This window comes from Microbacterium sp. X-17 (genome assembly GCF_039615055.1).
Map to the genome: position 1 here is coordinate 716882 of NZ_JBDHNI010000003.1, position 18533 is coordinate 735414.

14 protein-coding genes are annotated in these 18533 nt (G+C 64.2%); 6 read left to right on the forward strand and 8 right to left on the reverse strand.

Annotation, left to right across the window (positions count from 1 at the left end; genetic code table 11):
* Positions 1-494 precede the first annotated feature (494 nt).
* A complete protein-coding gene (locus ABCS02_RS17680; protein WP_345836978.1) occupies positions 495-1565 on the forward strand; it encodes an IS110 family transposase in 1071 nt (356 codons plus the stop codon).
* A 219-nt stretch (positions 1566-1784) separates the two neighbouring features.
* On the opposite strand, the gene ABCS02_RS17685 is transcribed toward ABCS02_RS17680, so the two are convergent.
* Positions 1785-2315 (reverse strand): 3,4-dihydroxy-2-butanone-4-phosphate synthase, encoded by a 531-nt coding sequence (locus tag ABCS02_RS17685; RefSeq protein WP_345836979.1) that lies wholly within the window; start codon positions 2313-2315, stop codon positions 1785-1787.
* A 161-nt stretch (positions 2316-2476) separates the two neighbouring features.
* Between ABCS02_RS17685 and ABCS02_RS17690 the strand changes: the two genes are divergently transcribed.
* From ABCS02_RS17690 to ABCS02_RS17705, 4 genes are read left to right on the forward strand one after another with little or no spacing between them, the layout of a single operon-like run.
* Positions 2477-3514 (forward strand): Gfo/Idh/MocA family oxidoreductase, encoded by a 1038-nt coding sequence (locus ABCS02_RS17690; RefSeq protein WP_345836980.1) that lies wholly within the window; start codon positions 2477-2479, stop codon positions 3512-3514.
* Positions 3511-3984: a heme-binding protein gene (locus tag ABCS02_RS17695; RefSeq protein WP_345836981.1), complete on the forward strand. Its 474-nt coding sequence runs from the start codon at positions 3511-3513 to the stop codon at positions 3982-3984. Before ABCS02_RS17690 ends, ABCS02_RS17695 begins: the two co-directional genes overlap by 4 nt.
* Complete coding sequence (locus ABCS02_RS17700; protein WP_345836982.1) at positions 3981-4277, forward strand: Dabb family protein; 297 nt, start codon at positions 3981-3983, stop codon at positions 4275-4277. The genes ABCS02_RS17695 and ABCS02_RS17700 overlap by 4 nt, the downstream gene beginning before the upstream one ends.
* A 38-nt stretch (positions 4278-4315) precedes the next feature.
* Positions 4316-5305, forward strand: a complete 990-nt coding sequence (locus ABCS02_RS17705; protein WP_345836983.1) for a LacI family DNA-binding transcriptional regulator — start codon at positions 4316-4318, stop codon at positions 5303-5305.
* Positions 5306-5374: 69 nt separating this feature from the next.
* Here the strand turns inward: ABCS02_RS17705 and ABCS02_RS17710 are convergent, their stop codons facing one another.
* Both ABCS02_RS17710 and ABCS02_RS17715 read right to left on the reverse strand, forming a co-directional pair.
* Positions 5375-8056 carry a GH116 family glycosyl-hydrolase gene (locus tag ABCS02_RS17710; RefSeq protein WP_345836984.1) on the reverse strand — a complete coding sequence of 894 codons (2682 nt, stop codon included), beginning with the start codon at positions 8054-8056 and terminating at the stop codon, positions 5375-5377.
* Positions 8057-8157: 101 nt separating this feature from the next.
* On the reverse strand, positions 8158-9414 hold the full coding sequence (locus ABCS02_RS17715) for a multidrug effflux MFS transporter (RefSeq protein ID WP_345836985.1): 1257 nt from the start codon (positions 9412-9414) through the stop codon (positions 8158-8160).
* A gap of 133 nt (positions 9415-9547) precedes the next feature.
* Between ABCS02_RS17715 and ABCS02_RS17720 the strand changes: the two genes are divergently transcribed.
* A complete protein-coding gene (locus ABCS02_RS17720) occupies positions 9548-10570 on the forward strand; it encodes a substrate-binding domain-containing protein (RefSeq protein WP_345836986.1) in 1023 nt (340 codons plus the stop codon).
* Between the two features lie 13 nt (positions 10571-10583).
* Here the strand turns inward: ABCS02_RS17720 and ABCS02_RS17725 are convergent, their stop codons facing one another.
* From ABCS02_RS17725 to ABCS02_RS17745, 5 genes are all read right to left on the reverse strand, one after another.
* Positions 10584-12119 (reverse strand): family 43 glycosylhydrolase, encoded by a 1536-nt coding sequence (locus tag ABCS02_RS17725; protein ID WP_345836987.1) that lies wholly within the window; start codon positions 12117-12119, stop codon positions 10584-10586.
* Complete coding sequence (locus tag ABCS02_RS17730) at positions 12116-14869, reverse strand: family 78 glycoside hydrolase catalytic domain (RefSeq protein ID WP_345836988.1); 2754 nt, start codon at positions 14867-14869, stop codon at positions 12116-12118. Before ABCS02_RS17730 ends, ABCS02_RS17725 begins: the two co-directional genes overlap by 4 nt.
* A gap of 119 nt (positions 14870-14988) precedes the next feature.
* Entirely contained in the window at positions 14989-15828 is an 840-nt protein-coding gene (locus ABCS02_RS17735; protein ID WP_345836989.1) for an ATP-binding cassette domain-containing protein, read from the reverse strand.
* Positions 15825-17585 carry a dipeptide/oligopeptide/nickel ABC transporter permease/ATP-binding protein gene (locus ABCS02_RS17740; protein WP_345836990.1) on the reverse strand — a complete coding sequence of 587 codons (1761 nt, stop codon included), beginning with the start codon at positions 17583-17585 and terminating at the stop codon, positions 15825-15827. Before ABCS02_RS17740 ends, ABCS02_RS17735 begins: the two co-directional genes overlap by 4 nt.
* The gene (locus tag ABCS02_RS17745; protein WP_345836991.1) at positions 17582-18526 is read right to left on the reverse strand and encodes an ABC transporter permease; all 945 of its coding nucleotides are present in this window, start codon (positions 18524-18526) and stop codon (positions 17582-17584) included. The genes ABCS02_RS17740 and ABCS02_RS17745 overlap by 4 nt, the downstream gene beginning before the upstream one ends.
* Between the last annotated feature and the right edge of the window lie 7 nt (positions 18527-18533).

An 18533-nucleotide genomic window follows, 5' to 3' on the forward strand; every position in this document is an offset into this window, starting at 1 on the left:
AAGGCACCCTAGAGGCCATTGTTGTTTTGAGTCACGCGACGCCGAACCGGACGTCAGTCTGCCAGCCAGTCCCAGACCAACCGGTCTCATTAGAGTTTTGTTTGCCTTTCCGGCGGGGAGATCTGTGGCGACTGGACGGTGCGCAGTGCGGGGACTGTGGAATACCGCAGGGAGCGCAGCGAGTGAGGATATGCCGCTGTCAGTCTGGACTCGGCTGGTCTGGGACTGGCTGGCAGGGTTGGTGTTGGTCGTCTTCGTCCGGTCGTGGCTCGATATGCCGCTGGCCCCGTGTGGGCCTTGCTTTCGACATGTCCGTCCGGGCGAGGGCGGCCGGCGCCACCCGGCCCACCTCGATGACCTGATTAGAAGCCTGCCCGACCCTTTGCGGGGTCGTGGCCCGTCACAGTGCTGCCTCGAAGTGACTTCCTCCCGGGCCGGCGCCGGCCGCCGTGCGGCCGAGCCCGTGTTCCATCGAAGGAAGGATCCGATCCGCAATGACTATCGTCGCGCATTCCCGTTCGTTCGTCATCGGCGTGGATACCCACGCGAAGACACACACCTATGCCGTGATCCAGACGTCGTCCGGGCAGCTGCTCGGCTGCCAGCAGTTCCCGACCACCCCGCAAGGCATCGCCCGCGCAATCGGGTGGGTCGCCCGGCTGACCGGTGGCGACGCCGACGCTCTCTGGGCGATCGAGGGCGTCGCAACCTACGGGGCGAAACTCGCCCGCGCTGCAGCCGAGAGCGGATACGAGGTGACCGAAGCGCCCCGGATGAACGCGAAGGCCCGCCACGGAATCGGCAAGTCCGACCCGCTGGACGCGCACGCGATCGCCACCGCCGTTCTGCCGCTGGACGAGGACCGGTTGCGCCGTCCCCGCGCCGATGACGGGACCCGTCAAGCGCTGCGGGTGCTGGTGACCGCCCGCGATCAGCTGGCGCAGGAGAAGACGATGAACGTGAACGCGCTCACCGCGCTGCTGCGAACCAACGACCTCGGCATCGACGCCCGCAGGCCCCTGGCCGCCGCCCAGATCGGTCAGGCATCGCGGTGGCAGCACCGCACCGAACCGCTCGCTCTCGCCACCGCACGACGCGAGGCCGTTCGGCTGGCCCGGCGCATTCTGGAGCTGGAGGATGCACTGACCGTCAACCACGCCCGTCTGAGCGAACTCATCACCGCGAGCCCCGCGGCGCCGCTGCTGGAGGAGACCGGCATCGGCGCATACACCGCCGCCGTCGTCATCACCGCCTGGTCCCATCCCGGCCGAGTCCGCAACGACGCCGCATTCGCAGCCCTCGCCGGCGTGAACCCCATCCCCGCCTCCAGCGGCAACACCACCCGGCACCGCCTCAACCGCGGCGGCGACCGACGTCTGAACAAGGCGCTCCACTACATCGCGATCACCCGCATGAGCCGCCACCCCGGCACCAAGGCCTACCTCGAGAAACGCCTTACCGAAGGACGCAGCCGACGCGAGATCCGCCGCTGCATCAAGCGCTACCTCGCCCGACACCTCTATCGGACCCTCAACGCCCTCTACGCCGCCCCCGAGACGACTTGACAAACATAGAAGCGTCGAAAGCCCGGCACGGAGAACCTGGAACGAGCTACGATCGGCCGCCGGAAATACAAACAAGACCGGCCAGTACAGCGCCGCCGCAGGCGGCTCCACGCTGGGGCGCAGACGCGTCGCACCTAGATACAATCAAATGCTCAGGTACGTGCCCAGTTTGCCGATCGTCGAGAACGGTATGTCGTGTTCAGCCGCAAACTCTTCGAGTTACTCGCCACGCAGCATGTCGCCGTCATCGCCGATGATCTCGACGATGAGAGCCATTGGGTGCAGACCCGCTAGCCGAGCCAGGTCGACAGCTGCCTCGGTGTGCCCAGGCCGTTGAAGCACTCCCCCAGGTCGTGACACGACCGGAAACAGATGACCTGGACGGCTGAAGTCGTCTGCGACTCCGTCAACGGCGAGTCGCGCCGTGATCGCACGATCCGAAGCCGAAATGCCGGTCGTGACACCGTGTTCCCGGACAGCATCAATGCTCGCCGTGAACGCTGTACCAAGGGGGTCGGTGTTTGTTCGCGCCATCTGTTCGAGATGAAGCTCCTTCGCTCGTTCCGCGGTCATCGCAAGGCACACCAGCCCACGGCCTCTTGTGATCATGAACGCCAAGGCCTCGCGGCTCGCGAACTCCGCTGCCAGGATGACGTCGCCCTCGTTCTCCCTGGATTGGTCATCCGCCAGGATGGCGAAGCCTCCGTTACGGATCGACTCGACCAGCTCGAGGATAGGGCTGTAGGTCACGGTTGCAAGCATACCCACCGCGGAATATCGCGTCATCGCGTGCGCTTTGCGTGAGGCACGATCGCAAATATTGCGCAAGCCGTGACGGGGTTGCCCGATGGCTTGCTAGCGTTCGATTGGCACGAGCCAAGTCGTGCCTGCACTCTGCGAGAGGTCGGTCCGTGACACTGTCAATCCCTGCTCCGCGCGTCATTCCCGTCGATTCGGTTCCGCAATTGCGCTGGGGAATCGTCGGCACCGGAATCGCAGCCAGCTTTGTGGCGGCTCTTCATGGCCACACCACCCAGCACGCGACGGCGGTCACCGCGCGCGACGTCGAGAAGACTCGCGCGTTCGCCGTGAAGCACGAAATCGCGGTTGTGCACGAGTCAATCGAAGCACTGGTCGAGGATCCGACTGTCGATGTGGTCTATGTCGCGACACCGCATCCGCTCCATCACGACGTCGCTCTTGCGGCGATTGCCGCCGGGAAGCATGTCCTGGTTGAGAAGCCGATCGCGATGTCCGCTGCAGAAGCCTCCGAGATCACCGAAGCTGGCCGAGCTGCGGGCGTGCTGGTTATGGAGGCTATGTGGACGCGCTACCTGCCGCAGTCCGATGTCATCCGCCAGCTGCTCGAAGACGGCGCGATCGGAACTGTAAACATCGTCGACGCGAACTTCGGTTTCCCGGCACCGTTCGACCCGATGAGCAGGATGTGGAGCAAAGAGCTCGGAGGAGGAGCGCTGCTCGATGCGGGGGTCTATCCGATCTCGTTTGCGTCCTCGATCCTGGGATCACCGACGTCCGTTACGGCGAAGGGGACGGTGACCGAGACCGGTGTCGACGGTACGGCCAGCCTTCTTCTGACCGCGCAGAGCGGCGCCACAGCACTACTGACCACCTCGATGCTCACCTCTGTGCCCACCACCGCCGTCGTCATGGGGACGAAGGGCTACATCGAGATCCCAAGCCCGTTCTTCGGCCCGACCGGCGTCGTGCTCCATCGTGGGGCGCTGGGTCGTTACGAGGTCACCGAGTGGCGCGACGACTCGCTTCCGGGATTCCAAGACGGTCTCAGCCATCAGGCGACCGCGTTCGCGTCCTACGTGGGCGATGGCAGACTTGAATCCCCACTGCATGGGCACGCTGAGACGGTCGCTGTGATGGCGACGATCGACGAAGCACGCCGCCAGATCCGCGAAATGGCGACGCGATGACGGGGACGGCCAGCGCTGAAAACGGCGAGCTGGACTTCGATCAGTTCGGCCACGGTGACGCGTGGGCGCTCGGCCAGACGATCATCCGGCTCGCATCAGAGCGATCCCTCCCGATCGCGGCTTCGATCTGGATCGGTGAGCAGCATGTGTTCCATGCGGCACGACCAGGCACCTCAGCCGATAACGACGGCTGGCTCGAACGGAAAGCCGCACTCGTCCGCCGCTATGACGTCAGCTCGCTGTTCACGACCCAGCGACTCAAAGAACTGGGAATCCGCGAAGCCTTGCCCGTCCTCGGCCTCGACCCACGAGTCCACGTGCTGAGCGGCGGCGCTGTACCCATTCGTGTTCGCGGAACGTCCGTAGGAGTGGCAGCTGTTTCGGGTCTGACTGAGGAAGATGACCACGCACTGGTCGTCGAAGCTATCCAGAGCACCATTAGCAACATCGCGAAACGGAGAGAGGGATGAGAATTCAGCACACGGTCGTCTTCAGCCTGATTCACGACGCGGGATCGGCCGAGGAGACCGCGTTTCTGGACACTGCAGAGCAGGTGCTTTCCTCCATCCCGGCGGTGACTGATTTCATCGTGTGTCGTCAGGTTAGCGAGAAGAGCTACCTCGAGTGGCAGTTCTCGATGCGCTTCTCGGGCTTAGCAGAGTACGAGGCGTACAACAGCGCTCCCGCGCATGTCGACTTCGTCGCCACGCATTGGGCCGATGAGGTCGCCGCTTTCCAGGAATACGACTTCATCGCCCGATGACACCAGAGCCGCTCGATCTCCCCCATCGGTTGCCGACGATGGGCGACGTCGCGCAACGCGCGGGCGTGTCGCGGCAGCTGGCCTCGCTTGTTCTGAGAGGTGAGCCCGGGCCGAGTGAGGCCTCTCGCGAGCGCGTGCTTGCTGCGGCCTCGGAACTCGACTACCGTCCCAACTCCGCGGCACGCCTCCTGCGCCAACCGCGGACACGGCTAATCGGGGTCATGTTCACTGCGCTCAACTCCTTTGAAGCGCGCGTCGTCGAACGGTTGATGGAGCGCGCCGAGGAAGAGGGCTTCACTGTTGTCCTCGGACCGAACACCACGGCCAGGACAACAGAGGTCGTCATCCGACAACTCCTGGAGCAACGGGTGGAAGCGCTCGCATGTTTCAACCCCGACCCGGCGTCGCCGACGTTTCAACGCGCGCTGGATCTGGTACCGGTGGTGTGGCTGGGTGAGCGGAGTGATGAGCTGCGCGCAGACGTGGTCCGGACGGACGACGACGCCGGTCTGATGGAGCTTGTCGGCTACCTCGCCAACCTCGGCCACCGTCGCATCGCGTACGCCGGCGGTCGGGGAGGTCGTGTCGGACCGGATCGGGCCGCCTCGTATCGCGCCGCAATGCTCAGCCACGGCCTGAGCAAGTCGATCGATGTCGTCGAGGTCGGATTCGGTGAAGAGGACGGCGCCGAGGCTGCCCGTGAGCTGATGGAACGCGAGGCTCTCCCCACTGCAGTCGTCGGGTGCAGCGATCACTGTGGCGCTGGCTTGCTGGCCACATTCCGCGCCGCTGCCGTGGCCGTTCCGGGCAAAATCTCGGTGACTGGATACGACGACAGCGATATCGCGGCCTTGTCCTACAACAGCCTGACCGCCGTTCATCAAGACGTCGGGCTGACGGTGGAAGCGACTCTCGCTGCGATTCTTTCTCGACTTGCCGAACCGACACTGGGTCCACGGCGGTACGCAACGCCGGCCCCGGTGGTGGTTCGCGCCTCGACAGGTCCGGCGCGCGCCGGGCAGGCTTGAGCCCTTGCGCACTCACATTTCGGTAGAGCAGGAGTCGGGGCGACGATTCGCCGCCCCGACTCCGCTCGCTCAGCTGCCCGGGATATTGACCGGCTTGATCGCGTTGATCAGCTCCCACGAGGCCAAGTTGGACTCGAAGGCCGGGTAGATCCAACGCCCCGAGTCCGCCTTGTTCCACTGGAGTGGCGCGTTGAACTGGTAGCCGTTCGAGTCGACGTTCCAGATCTGCGTGGCGACTGCCGATCCCAGATCGATACCCGTCTGACGGAACTGCGCGCTGCCGAATCGTTTGGCTGCGTCGACGTAGGTCGCACCCATGAAGTAGTTCACCGTTGGCCAGACACCATCCTCGTATGTCGTGCCCGCAAACCCCGTGTACGGGAAGCCGGTCGAGCCTGGGGGCAGCGCCATGTTCGGCGACCCGATCTTGTTGCCCTGGGCATCAGCTTGTGAGGCGAACAAGCCCGTCTGGGTAATCAACTGCTGCCGATAGTGCACGGGGTCGACCAGGTCCGGCAAGCCGGCCCGCTCCGCCAGGTGCTGCGCGAAGAGCGTCGCCAATAGGACACTGTCGTTGTCCGCTGAGGGGCCCGGCGTATACCGGTAGTACTGGTGATCCGGGTTCCAGAAGGTTGCTTCGTACTCGGCCTTTGCCGCCTTCAGCTGCCCGCTCCATTTCGTCAGGGTCTCTCGCGACACCCCGAGCTTCTTGCCGGCAGCCGAAATGGACTCGAGGGCGAGGAGATAGAGCTGTGAGTCGTACGCGTCGACCTTGTTGACCGGAATGACGTCGAAAACGTTCGCGTACGGGAGCGGGCTCTTCAGGTCCGGGCTCGGCGCGTTCATGTTCGGAGCCTGAGGAAGCGTCGATCCTGCAGGGATCGTTGCCTGAATGTATGACAGCAGCTTCTGCATCGCCGGGTATGCACGCTTGAGGAAGCCCTGGTCATGGCTCGACTGGGCATAGTCGTACAAGCGGAAGAGGTTCTCGCTCGGCCGATCGATGAACCACACATTCCCCGGCGAGGGTTGCGACCCTTGGGTCCAGGTGATGAACGGATCTCCGGTCGCTGTGTACGCCGCGGGGTCGGTAGACGAGGTCAAGCCGGGATCCCACGGATCTCCATACGGATCGGCGAGCACCGCGTCGATCTTGGCCTGAAGGCGGTCACGTTCGATGGTCGGGAAGACCTGACGGTAAGCTAGATAACTGTAGGTGCCGACCTCCGTTCCCATCCCGCCGTTCGCTCCGCCTCCGGCGTTCGAGTCGACTCCCAGATAGAGGTGGGTTCCGGGTACCGACGTGCCCTGCCGTTTTCCACCGGTCGGCGTGACGGTGTTGGACACCAGGCCGCCCTCCCACAACGCGGTCTTGAATGGGACCTGTGCGAGTTGGTTCAGGGCACCGGTTCGAAGAACAACCGGGTATGCGGATTCGTTGGCGATGGGGTTCCACCAACGCTCGACGGCCTTCAACGACTGGTCGTGGTCGGCAAGAGCGTCCCGTGCAATTGCGAAGCTCTGGTGGAACGGGTATGAACCCTGGACGTAGTTGTTCTGCTTGTCCTCCTTCGCGCCGTAGAAGTCCGTGTAGCGACGCATCCAGACAGAGTTGTTGTCTGCGAAGGACACCTGCGGAAAGTCCCAGCTGAGAGCGAACGGCACAGTCGACACTTCGCCGGGCTTCAGCTTCACGGAAACGGAGATCGCGCCGGCCGAGTGGGAACCGTCGATCGGGGTGTCAGCTAGCGACCCGGTGGAGGTGAACGGCGCGTAGACATCGCTTCCGTCCCCGTTGGCGTTCCATGAGGTGGTGTAGCTGACCCGTTGCCCATTCTGCGGCTGGGCGGCGATAGTCCATTCCGACTTCGTCGCATCGGCTGTGTTCGACGGGTCGTCGGAGCTTAGGGTGACGGCCTGCACGCCGCTCTTCTTGTCCGTGGTGAACGAGCTCGCGAGCCCGGTCCGGACGGTGGCCGGCTGCCGGCCCTCGTGACCGGGGACGTTGGGCATCGTGAACATGACCGAGACGTTGCTCGTCTTACCAGTGTGGTTGGCAAGCCTGACATCGAAGTATGCGACCGGAAGCGATGTGCGCCGATCCTCTCCTGCGACGATCGGCGAGAAGAAGCGCATCGAGACATCGGTCTTGAACGGCGTATAGCTGGTGTATCCGAACGGATACAAGGCCGCGTATGACCCTTCGCCAGGCTGGAGAACGTTCCACGCCGGCAGAGGCGACTCCCACGATCGCGCGGCGGACGTGCCCTGCGGTCCATCCGTCGCGAGCGTTTTCACCGTCGCAGGGTTGTCACCGACCTGTTCCCGAACATGGAATGCCGCTTGTGTCAGTGCTCGCGTCTCCCATGAGTCGTCCTGTGATCCGCCGAAGAACCAGGGCCCGAAGGTGCCGGATTGATTGACCATGAAGGATCCGGCACCCACGCCGCCAAGTGGAACTCCCAAGCCGGGCACGCTCTCAGGAAGGCCGGGAAAACCGGGTGTCGTCGGCCCTGAGGGGATCTCACCGAGCGGTCGCACCGTCGCCGCAGCTGGAATGGCAAAGTAGTCGCGGCCGGAACTGGGTTGGGGGCTCGGTGCGGCGAGGGCGCTGCTGAGCGGAAGGAATCCGCCAACCAGGCCAGCCGTGACAGCTGTCGCTATTCCCGTTCTCCACAGAGATCGTGCACGCGCGTCTCTCGGTCTGCGTGTGCCTTTGGGTTGGATCATCGTCGGTCCTTCCGAGTCCATCGTCGTCGGTGGATCCACCTCGAATCGAGGCGGCTGTGCCGTCGTAGCGTCCCAGTTTCGCGGCACCGCCGCGACCCGATTGCGCAAAAATCGGAGGCTGGTCAACTGCGGTCGAGCGCCGCCACCCGCCAGGGTCGCAGAACGAAGAACAGCGCCAATAGTGCGATCATCATTCCCGCGCAGATGACGCCGCCCAGCGATTGCGCCGTCCCTCCCCCGAGCACTCCGGGCAGTGGTGAGATCAGGCCGCCGATCACGGAGTTCGCGAACCCTGTGATAGCGGCTGCGGTTCCGGCCCGCCCGTGGTGATCCTTGAGCGCAAGGATGCTGATGCAGGGGTTGGCGAACCCGGTGGTCGAGACGAAGACGAAACTCGCGACGGCGACGCCCGGCAGCCCCGAATGATTGGTGTCGAGAACCACGAGCGCCAAGCCGGACGCCAGCATTATCGCCAGAGCGCTGGCGAGCATCCACGCCGGCTCCAAGACTCGCATCAGCCTGGCTGAGAGCTGGGTGGCGATCAGCAGGCCAACCGCGTTCACCGCGAACAAGACGCCGAACTCCTGAGGATCGAGGCCAAGGCTGGTCTGGAACACGAAGGGGGACGTGGAAAGATACGTGACGATTGAAGCGAAGATCATGCTGCCTGCGACCGCCGCACCAACGAACGCACGGTCCCGGAGCACCGCTCGCAGTCGGGACAACATTGTTCCGTTCTCAGCTGTGTTCTCGCTGCGCGCGGGCAGCGTTTCGGGAACGACGAGTACGCAGAAGATCAGGATCGCGAGTCCGTACACGGCGAGCGCTGCGAAGACGCCGCGCCACGAGATGACGAGCAGGAGCTGGGAGCCGATCACCGGCGCGATGATGGGGGCGAGGCCGCTGATCAGAGCGATGCGCGCGAGCATCCGCACCAGTCGATACCCGCCGAACAGGTCGCGGATCATCGCCACGGTGACGACGGCGCTCGCAGCCGCGCCGAGCCCTTGGCCGAGGCGGGCCAGCGAGACGATTGCGATCGTCGGCGAGATCGCAACGACGAGGCTGGAGAACACGTGAAGAGCCGTGGCGATGAGAAGAGGGCGGCGGCGGCCGAACGCGTCGCTCATCGGTCCAACGAGCAGCTGACCAATTCCCATCCCTACTGCCGTCGCTGTGAGGGTGAGCTGGACGGCCGCCTGTGTCGTGGTCAGATCGTGTTGGACCTGCGGGAATGCCGGCAGATACAGATCCATCGTGAACGGTCCGAGCATTGTGAGTCCGCCGAGCACGAGGACGAGGAGCCAACGGCGTTCCACGCTTGACGTGGCAGCAGGTTCACCCAGCGTGGCGCTCTGGTTCGTGGATGAGTTCGTCATCGGGCGGACGGCCCCTTATCTTCATGGTGATGGATGGCGGGGCAGAACCGCTGAGGGTCAAAGGCAATCACAATCGCGACCTCACAAGCCACTAAATTGCGCAAAATCCAGCCACATTTGCGACAATTGGGACGTGGACTCCAAAGCCGTGACCTTGCAGGACATTGCTGACGCCGCATCGGTCTCGGTGTCGACGGCCTCTCGCGCCCTCTCCGGACGCGGTGACTTGAAAGCGAGCACTCGAAACGAGGTCCTTCGGGTCGCGAGCGAGCTGGGTTACGATCCCACCCAGACCTCACGTGGGCGACCGACGACCCTCGATCTCCGGCTCATCGAGCTGGTCCTTGGCACTTTTGGGGATGCCTGGACTGACGCGATCGTGGCCGGTGCTAGACAAGGGGCGTTCGATCACGGGTACGACCTGGTACTCACCTTGGAAAGGGATGACCCGTCCGACGATTGGCCTGCCCGGGTGGCACGGCGCAGGCCATCCGGCGTGATCCTTGGCCTAATTCGCCCCACGACTCGTCAGCTGGAGGAACTCAGCGGCGCCCGGATCCCGATCGTGCTTCTCGACCCGCGCTCAGATCCGCACGGAGAGCTCGCAAGCGTCGGGACCACGGACTGGCAGGGCGGGTATGACGCAGGTAAACTGCTCGCGTCCTCCGGGCTCAGCCGGTTCGCCGTCGTGACGGGCCTCCCTCACTATCGATTCGGGAAAGCCCGCGAGGAAGGCTTCCGCGCGGCGATCGTGGATGCACTTGGCGATGCACCGGTCACCCGCATCGATGCCCGCTGGACCGGGCCCAACATCACCCCGGACTTCCGCCGGTTCATGGCGTCCGATGCTTCACCGGTTGGCGTGTTCGCTTGCAACGACGAGATGGCGTTGGATGTCTATCGAGCGGTCGCAGCGCTTGGGCTGCGTATTCCGGAGGATGTGAGCGTTGTCGGCTTCAACGATGAGGCGCGTGCAGCGATCGCGACGCCTCCGTTGACCTCGGTTCGCCAGCCGTTGCAGGCGATGGCCGCGAGGGCTGTCCAGCTGGTGGGCGAGCTTCGCGCGCGCGAGCCGGAGCGCTACGAGCGCATTGAGCTCGCGACCAAGCTCATGGTTCGCGAGTCGACCTTGCTGTCGTCTGAGACAAGAGAATAGCGAGCTCGTGGCGTCACACGGGTTGATACGAGAATCGCGTCAGGATCGAGTCGCCGCCAGCGGAGCCCAGTCCGATGACCCGTCCCGTGAATCCGCCGGCCACCTCCGTGGACAGGTAGCGGCCGTCCAGGCGGGCGAGTTCGTGATCGCCCTGACCATCACTGAACGAGAGTTGGATGTCGTCCGGACCCCCATGCCCGAACGGGAGCTTGCCACCGGACGGCTCGGTTGCAGAGATGCGCAGGATGAGCCGGCCCGCCTCACACGTCGCAGTTGCCACGGCCTGCTGGAAGTCCCCCACACGGGTAGTGACTGTGACGAGTCCGCCCTGAAATTCGATCTGGTACCAATGGCGGTCATCGATTCGCACCTGCAACCGCCCGGAACCGATGAACTCGGCATCGACGCTCCACCGCAAGTCCTGCACACGAGTGCAGAGCAGATCGTCACCGTTGGCCGAGCCATTTGACGGAGTGAAGATCAGTCCTCCCTCCGATCGGGGAACGGCAACTCGGGCCGGTTCACCCGTTGGGGTCACCCAATTCAGGGCGAACTGCTGCGAGCGGAAGTCGTCCGTGAACGCAGTGTCGCGCGGCGCGAACTCGAAACGGTCTTCGTCGATCACCGGCCACTCATCGAGCCAGTCCACTCCGGCGAGGAACGTCTCCCTCCCAATGACATGAAAGCCTGGGGTGGGACCTGTGGGCCGTGCAGCCAGGTAAAGTGCCGCCCAGCCCCCGTCCGGTGCTTCGACAAGGTCGGCGTGGCCAACGTTCTGGACCGCGTGCCCGGTGCTGCGGTGCGTGAATACAGGGTTCCAAGGGCACGCCTCGAATGGGCCCGAGATCTCGGTGCTTCGCGCGACTGTGACGCAATGACCACGCTCGGTCCCGCCTTCGGCAAGAACGAGATACCAGTACTGCCCAATCTTGTAGAGGTGCGGGCCCTCTGGTGCGAGTAGGCCGGTGCCCTGCCAGATGGGGTAGTCGGGTGCGAGCAGCCTTCCGGTTGCCAGATCGATCGGAGCCTGCCGAATCCCTCTGCCGCCGTCCGCGAAGTCAAGTGCGTTCCAGGTCAGGTAGCAGCTACCGTCCTCGTCCCAGGACAGGTCGGGATCGATGCCTGTCGCCTCGGGCACGAAGACCGGCTCGCTCCATGGGCCGGCGGGATCCTCGGCGCTGACGATCAGTTGTCCTGACTCGAAGTCACTGACGTTTGTTGTGATGAACCAGAACCGCGCGTCGTGGAATCGGAGGGTGGACCCATAGATTCCGGTCGAAGGAAGGTCGACGCCGTGGCGGAATTGTGACCTCCGATCCAGGATGTTTCCGACCTGAGACCACGTGACGAGATCAGTGCTGTGGAAGATCGGCGCTCCAGGGAAGTACTCGAAGCTTGAGTTGGAGAGGTAGTAGTCGTCGCCGACCCTGCAGACGGTCGGATCCGGATAGAACCCGGCTACGACGGGCTCAGTCGAAGCAGAACGGCTCCGCGTTGCGGGCGCCGACGGCCGTACCGTCGCAGGTCCGTTCTGACTGATGTACGTCATGCGCGTCCGTTTCTTGATGAGTCGCCGACTGGTGTGGCACCCGCGCCGAGCGCGGCCGTCAAAGCTTCGTTTGCAGCCTCGGCAGCGGCAGCGCGCGTTGTCGCCGTGGTGATGCCTTCGGGTGCGAGGGCGTGCGCGAGCGAGCCAACCGGGAAGTCGAAGAACGGCTCGAGCCATGCGGCGAGCCGCACTTCGCTCTGGGGGCCGACCGCGTGCGTTCGAGTCGCCGCCAGTAAGGCGGCCCATGCGGTCGCATCATCGATCAGGTCGCGGATGGTCTCGAACCGCGCTCGATTCGGTTGGCCGTCGATCACCCACTCGTGTGACCCGTGCTCGATTGCCAGCGGCTCTTCCCATCCGGGTAACAGCACTTCAGCCGTTGCGCCGATAGGTATCTGCGCGTTCACGACGAGCTGGTTCCCACGACGTTCCCAGTGCACATGAGCTGGGCCGAAGGGGGTCAGGTGTTCTGCACGTGCAAAGTCAAGTTCACGTGGGGGCAGGGGGGCGATCCGGATGGATCGATAGCCGGATGCGCCCGGGGCCAGGCCGGCGATGCTTCTGTGGAGCCAGTCGCCTACGGCGCCGAGGGCGAAGTGGTTGAACGATGTCATCTCACCGGGATTGATGGTCCCGTCGGGCAGCATGCTGTCCCAGCGTTCCCAGATCGAGGTGGCTCCCATCGTGACCGGATAGAGCCAGGACGGACACTCCGTCTGCAGGAGCAGTCGGTGGGCGACGTCCGCGTGGCCCGTCGCAGTGAGGGCATCGCAAATCAGGGGTGTGCCGACGAAGCCGGTGCTGATCCGAAAGCCGGCCGCTCGGACCAGGTCTGCCAGTCGTCGGCCAGCGTAAATGCGTTGGCGACTCTCGGGGAACAGGTCCCAGACGATTCCAACCGCGTACGCGGTGGGTGCGTCCGACTGCAGGCGACCGTCTGCGGTGACGAATCGCCCGGCGAAAGCGTTGCGGACATCCGAGGCGATCACGGAGTACTCGAGCTCGTCTCCGACACGTCCGAGCACTCGGGCTGCGTCTGCCAAGATCTGCGTGGACCGTGCCAGGTACGCGGTGGCGATTAGGGCGGGGTCCGCCTTCGCTCGTCCCGGATCCTCGGGGGGTGCGGTGGGATCGAGCCAGTCCCCAAACTGGAATCCACCGGACCAGATGTGATCGGCGCCAGCGGCCTCGACGATCCGGTCCGTCCAGCGCTTCATGCTGTCAAACTGACGATTGAGGACGTCGCGATCTCCCGTGCGCTCGTACAGCGTCCACGGAACGACGGTCGCCGCGTCGCCCCAGGCGGCCGTCGGCGACGGGGCGACGAGGCCGCCGAGCACGTCGGGAACGACGTATGGCACCGTGCCGTCCTCCCACTGCTCTGCTGCCAGGTCTTTGAGCCACGACGACAGGAAGCCGCTCGAGTCGTAGAGGTAGGTCGCGGTCGGCGCGAAGACCTGGATGTCTCCGGTCCATCCCAGTCGTTCGTCTCGCTGCGGGCAGTCGGTCGGGAGGTCTACGAAATTGCCGCGCATGCTCCAGACGATGTTCTCGTGGAGGCGGTTCAGCTGACGGTCGGACGTGGAGAACCAGCCGCGTCGGGATAGGTCGGAGCCGATCACGATCGCCTCGACCTGCGATGGTTCCAGGTCCGGCAGGCCGGTCACCTCCGCGTATCGGAACCCGTGGAGCGTGAAGTGCGGTTCGAGTGCAACAGGACCGCCGTCTGTGAGGATGTATCGGTCTGTCGCCGCGGCGCCGCGTAGCGGACGGGTGCCGAGTTCGTCGTGCTCGAGGACCTCGGCGTGCCGGACTACGACCTCAGTGCCGGCCTTGGAATCAGGACGGGCGATCCGAATCCAGCCGACGAGGTTCTGGCCGAAGTCAATCAGTGTCTTGCCGCTGGGTGAAGTCCAGATTCTGGCTGCGGGCACGTTTCCGGTGGGTCGAATGGGCGGCCCGTCCGGCGCGACCAGCTGCTCCTTGGGATAGTCCAACATGGTCACTGCGGATTGGTCGGAGGCGAGGACCGGTCGGCGGAGGTCTTGCGTTTCACCGTCGTAGAGATCGTCGACGATGATCTGCGACTCGACCGCGTGCCATGTGGAATCTGTGGCCAGACGATGTGTGCTTCCGTCAACGAGGGTGACCTCGAGCTGTGCGATCATGCCGAGCCTGTCTCCGTAGATCGCCGACCGCCCCTCGAATCCCAGCCGTCCTCGATACCACCCGTTACCTAGCGTGAAAGTGATCCGGTTGTCGCCTGCGGAGAGAAGACGGGACACGTCATACGTGTGGTAACGGAGACGGTGGTGGTACGAGGTCCATCCGGGAGCAAGGAGGTTCTCGCTCACTGCCACCCCGTTGATCGTGCCGAAGTACACGCCGAAAGCCGACGCATAGAGGCGTGCGCTGCGAACCGCGCTGGGAAGTTGGATCGAGCCAACAAGGGTCGGAGCCGGCGCTTCGGTGCCTCCCAGGAGCACGGGTGTGATGAAAGAAGCTTCCCAATCGTCTGCCGCGAGAAGGCCTGCCTCGACGGATCCTGGCTCACTCCACGAGCTCCAAGCAGCGCCATGGGCGACGCGGACCCGCACGAGTGCACTCTCTCGCGACTGCAAAGCTGAGCCTGGCCACGGAACGAAGACCTGCTCGGACGAGGGGACGTCGAACACAGCGATGTCGCCGGCGCGGCTGATCTCGAGCTGATATGCCGATTGCCGCCATCCCGGGTCTGCCGACGGCACCATCCAAGACAGCCTTGGCGTGCTGGTACCGATGCCGAGCCCAGGCCCATATTCGAATCGCGGAGCTGAAGGTGCAGCTGATGCGGGCATAGATGTCTCCCCAAAAGGTCGTTACGGGTGGATCAGCCGATGGCTGGTGCAGCCGATGCGCCGGACAGGAACCGGAGACGCTCTTCGCGACGCTCCCGCTGTTGGATGGGGTCGGCTACCGGCGCCGCCATCTGCAAGCGTCGGGTGTATTCGTGGTGAGGGTGATGGGCGACCTGAGCCGCCTCCCCTAGTTCGACGACCTGACCCTGATAGAGCACTGCGATGCGGTCACTGATCGAATTGACGACGCCCAGGTCGTGGCTGATGAAGAGGTAGGCGACGCCCGTTCTTTCCTGGAGCTCGTGCAAGAGAGTGAGCACGCGTGCTTGCGTCGTGACGTCGAGCGCGCTGGTTGGCTCGTCGCAGATGATCACGGACGGTTCGAGGGCGAGCGCGCGGGCGATCGCGACCCGTTGACGTTGGCCGCCAGAGAATTCCTTCGGGAATCGGCTGCCGGAGTCGGCGGGAAGACCGACCGAGTCAAGCAAGTCTCGAACTCGTTTGCGTCCGTCACGGACACCAACGGACTTCAGAGGCTCGACAAGGATGTCCTCGATCGTCATGGAGGGGTTGAGCGACGAGTAAGGGTCCTGGAACACGACCTGGATGTCACGTGCTATCTTGCGGCGTTCAGACCGCTTGATGTTGCTGATCGTCTTCTTGCGGAACTCGATGGTGCCCCCAGTCACTGGGGCAAGGCCGAGGATCGCGCGTCCGATCGTCGTCTTTCCCGATCCGGACTCGCCGACCAGGCTCAGGGTCTCGCCGGCGTGAAGATCGAATGAGACCTTGTTGATGACTTGCTTGGCACCTTTGCGTCCAGCCCCGAAGGTGACGTCCAGTTCCCTGACCCGAAGGATCGGCTCCGTCACGATGCCTCCTCGATGATTTCCACGCTCCGAGAAGAGTCGAGGAGTTCTTTGGTGTATTTCTCTTTCGGCTGGGCAAAGAGGGACTCGACGTCGGCCTCCTCCACGATCAGCCCATCTCGCATCACGCTGACGACGTCGCAGATGTCAGCGACCACACCGAGGTTGTGGGTGACCAGGATCATGGCGAGACCGCGCTCGCGGCTGAGTTCCCGGAGTAGTTCGAGGACTTCTGCCTGCACTGTCACGTCTAGTGCCGTGGTGGGCTCGTCGGCGACGATGATGTCAGGGTCCGAAGCGATCGCACCACAGATGAGGACACGCTGAGCCATTCCGCCGGAGATCTCGTGCGGATACATCTTGAAGACCTGTTCGGGGTTCCGGATGCCAACCCGCTCAAGGAGCGCGAGCAACTGAGCGCGGGCGTCCCTTTTCGAAATCGACTTGACCGCACGCAGCCCATACGTCAGCTGCGCGCCGATCGTGAAAGACGGGTCGAGGTTCGACATCGGCTCCTGAGGAACATATCCGATCTTCCGGCCGCGGACTCTCGCGCCCCGTTTGGGATCCGCAAGGAGATCCTCGCCGTCGACCCAGATACTGCCGCTGAGGACGACGGCTTCGCGGGGCAGGATGCCGAGCGTGGAGAAGGCGATCTGCGACTTGCCCGATCCGGATTCGCCGACGAGTCCGTGGATCTCGCCCGGCCTCACCTCGAGATCCACTCCGTGTACGACCTCACGGATCTCTCCCGTGTGCTCGGGGTAGCCGATCCGGAGTTCGCGCACGGCGATCGCGTAGGTGCTCCGAGGCACCGCGTGAACCGGCGTCGCCCCTCTCGAGACGAGAGCCCGACGGCCGCGTGCGGTAAGCGGCTTGACTCCCGTGGACTGAAGCTCGTCTCGCAGCACGTTGCCAAGGAGGACGAGGCTAAGGATCGTGAGGCTGATCAGAAGCGCCGGCCACCAGACGCCGACCGGGTTGTTATAGATGTTGTTGAACGCATCCTGCATCACACTTCCCCAGGAAGGCTGTTTGGGATCCCCCAGCCCAAGGAAGTCGACGCCGGCCTGGATACCGATACCGGCCGCGATGATGAATGCACTCTGGATAATGACGGGTCCGCGGACGGCCCACAGGACGTGCCGCCCGATGATGCGCGTGTTGGAGAGGCCGACGACACGAGCTGCGTCGACGTAGAGCTCGTTACGAACCCCGACAACCACCGCACGCACAAGTCGGAAGTAGGTGGGGGCGACGAGGATCCCGAAGACGGCCATGGCTGCCGGGATGTTCGGGCCTGTGAGGGTGTAAAGCGCGATCAGCAGGACGATGCCGGGCAAGGACATGATCACGTCGGAGAAGAAGCCGCCGACCGCTTCTGTCCTGCCCCGGAAGAAGCCGGCGATCAGGCCGCTGGTGACTCCCACAATCACGGAGACGAACAGGACGATGAGCGATCCGATGATCGTCGGCTGCGTGCCCCAGACAAGCCGGGAGAAGACGTCGCGTCCGGACTGGTCCGCACCAAGTAGGTGTCCCGGCGAGAACGGCGGTGCGTTCACCGCGGCGAGGTCCGCGTAGTTGGGCGGCGTGGGTGCGATGAGCGGGGCGAAGACGCCCAGGACGACTACGAAAAGGAGGAAGAGCAGGGTCGCCGCTCCGAGCGGGTTCAACACCAGACGCACGATCAACGGGCGCCGGCGCCGCGGCTGTCGCTTAACAGCGAGCATGGCTTCGGTTGTGGGTCGGAGGCTCATCGTGTCCTCGCTTTCGGGTTGAGCGCGGCGTTGGCGACGTCGCCGAGGAGATTGACGATCAGGACGAAGACGATGGTGACCAGCACGACGCCCATCACGATGGGAACGTCACCCTGCTGCGCGGAGGTGTTCGCGAGTTGGCCGATGCCGGGCAATGCGAAGATCTGCTCGACGAAGACGGCACCACCTAGCAGTGCGATGGTCTGCAGGCTGAGAGCGGTCAGGCCGGGGCCGGACGCGCTCCGGAGAACGTGTCTGAAAAGGAGTGGCGTTTCGCGGATTCCTCTGGCGCGGAGAGTGCGCACGAAATCCTTGCCCTGCACGTCGAGCACGGCTCCGCGGATCTGACTAGCGGCGCCGGCGACCGAGCCGATGAGGAGCGCGAGGACGGGCAGCGCGATGGATCTCGTCCAGCCTGATGGATCCTCGGTCAGCGGAATATATCCGGTTGCGGGGAAGAGGGGTAGCGCGACCGCGAAGGCGAAGACCAACGCGACGGCGATGATGAAGGCGGGTACCGCGGCGCCGAGGACGGTGAGGAACTGGACAACGCGATCGACCCAGCCTCCGTAGATCGCCGCGATGACCCCGATCGCCACGCTCAGGAGCATGGTGAGGATCAAGGTGACGAGCACGAGGGAGAGCGTCACCGGGACCCGGGTCGCGAGGGCATCGTTCACGGACTGGCCCGTGAAGTACGAGTGGCCTAGGTCTCCGGTGACGACTCCGAGGAGCCATTTTCCGTATTGCACAAGAAGAGGTTGGTCGAGTCCCAGCTTGACGACTTCCTTCTCCACGTCGGACTGCTGGGCGTTGAGGCCGAGCACCCCACGGGCGATGCCTTCACCGTTGCCGAACATCATGCAGAAGGTGACGAAGGTGACCACGAGCAGCACAGCGACTGCGCGCGCCAACTTCTTGGCGATGGATAGTGCAAGCATGGGACTC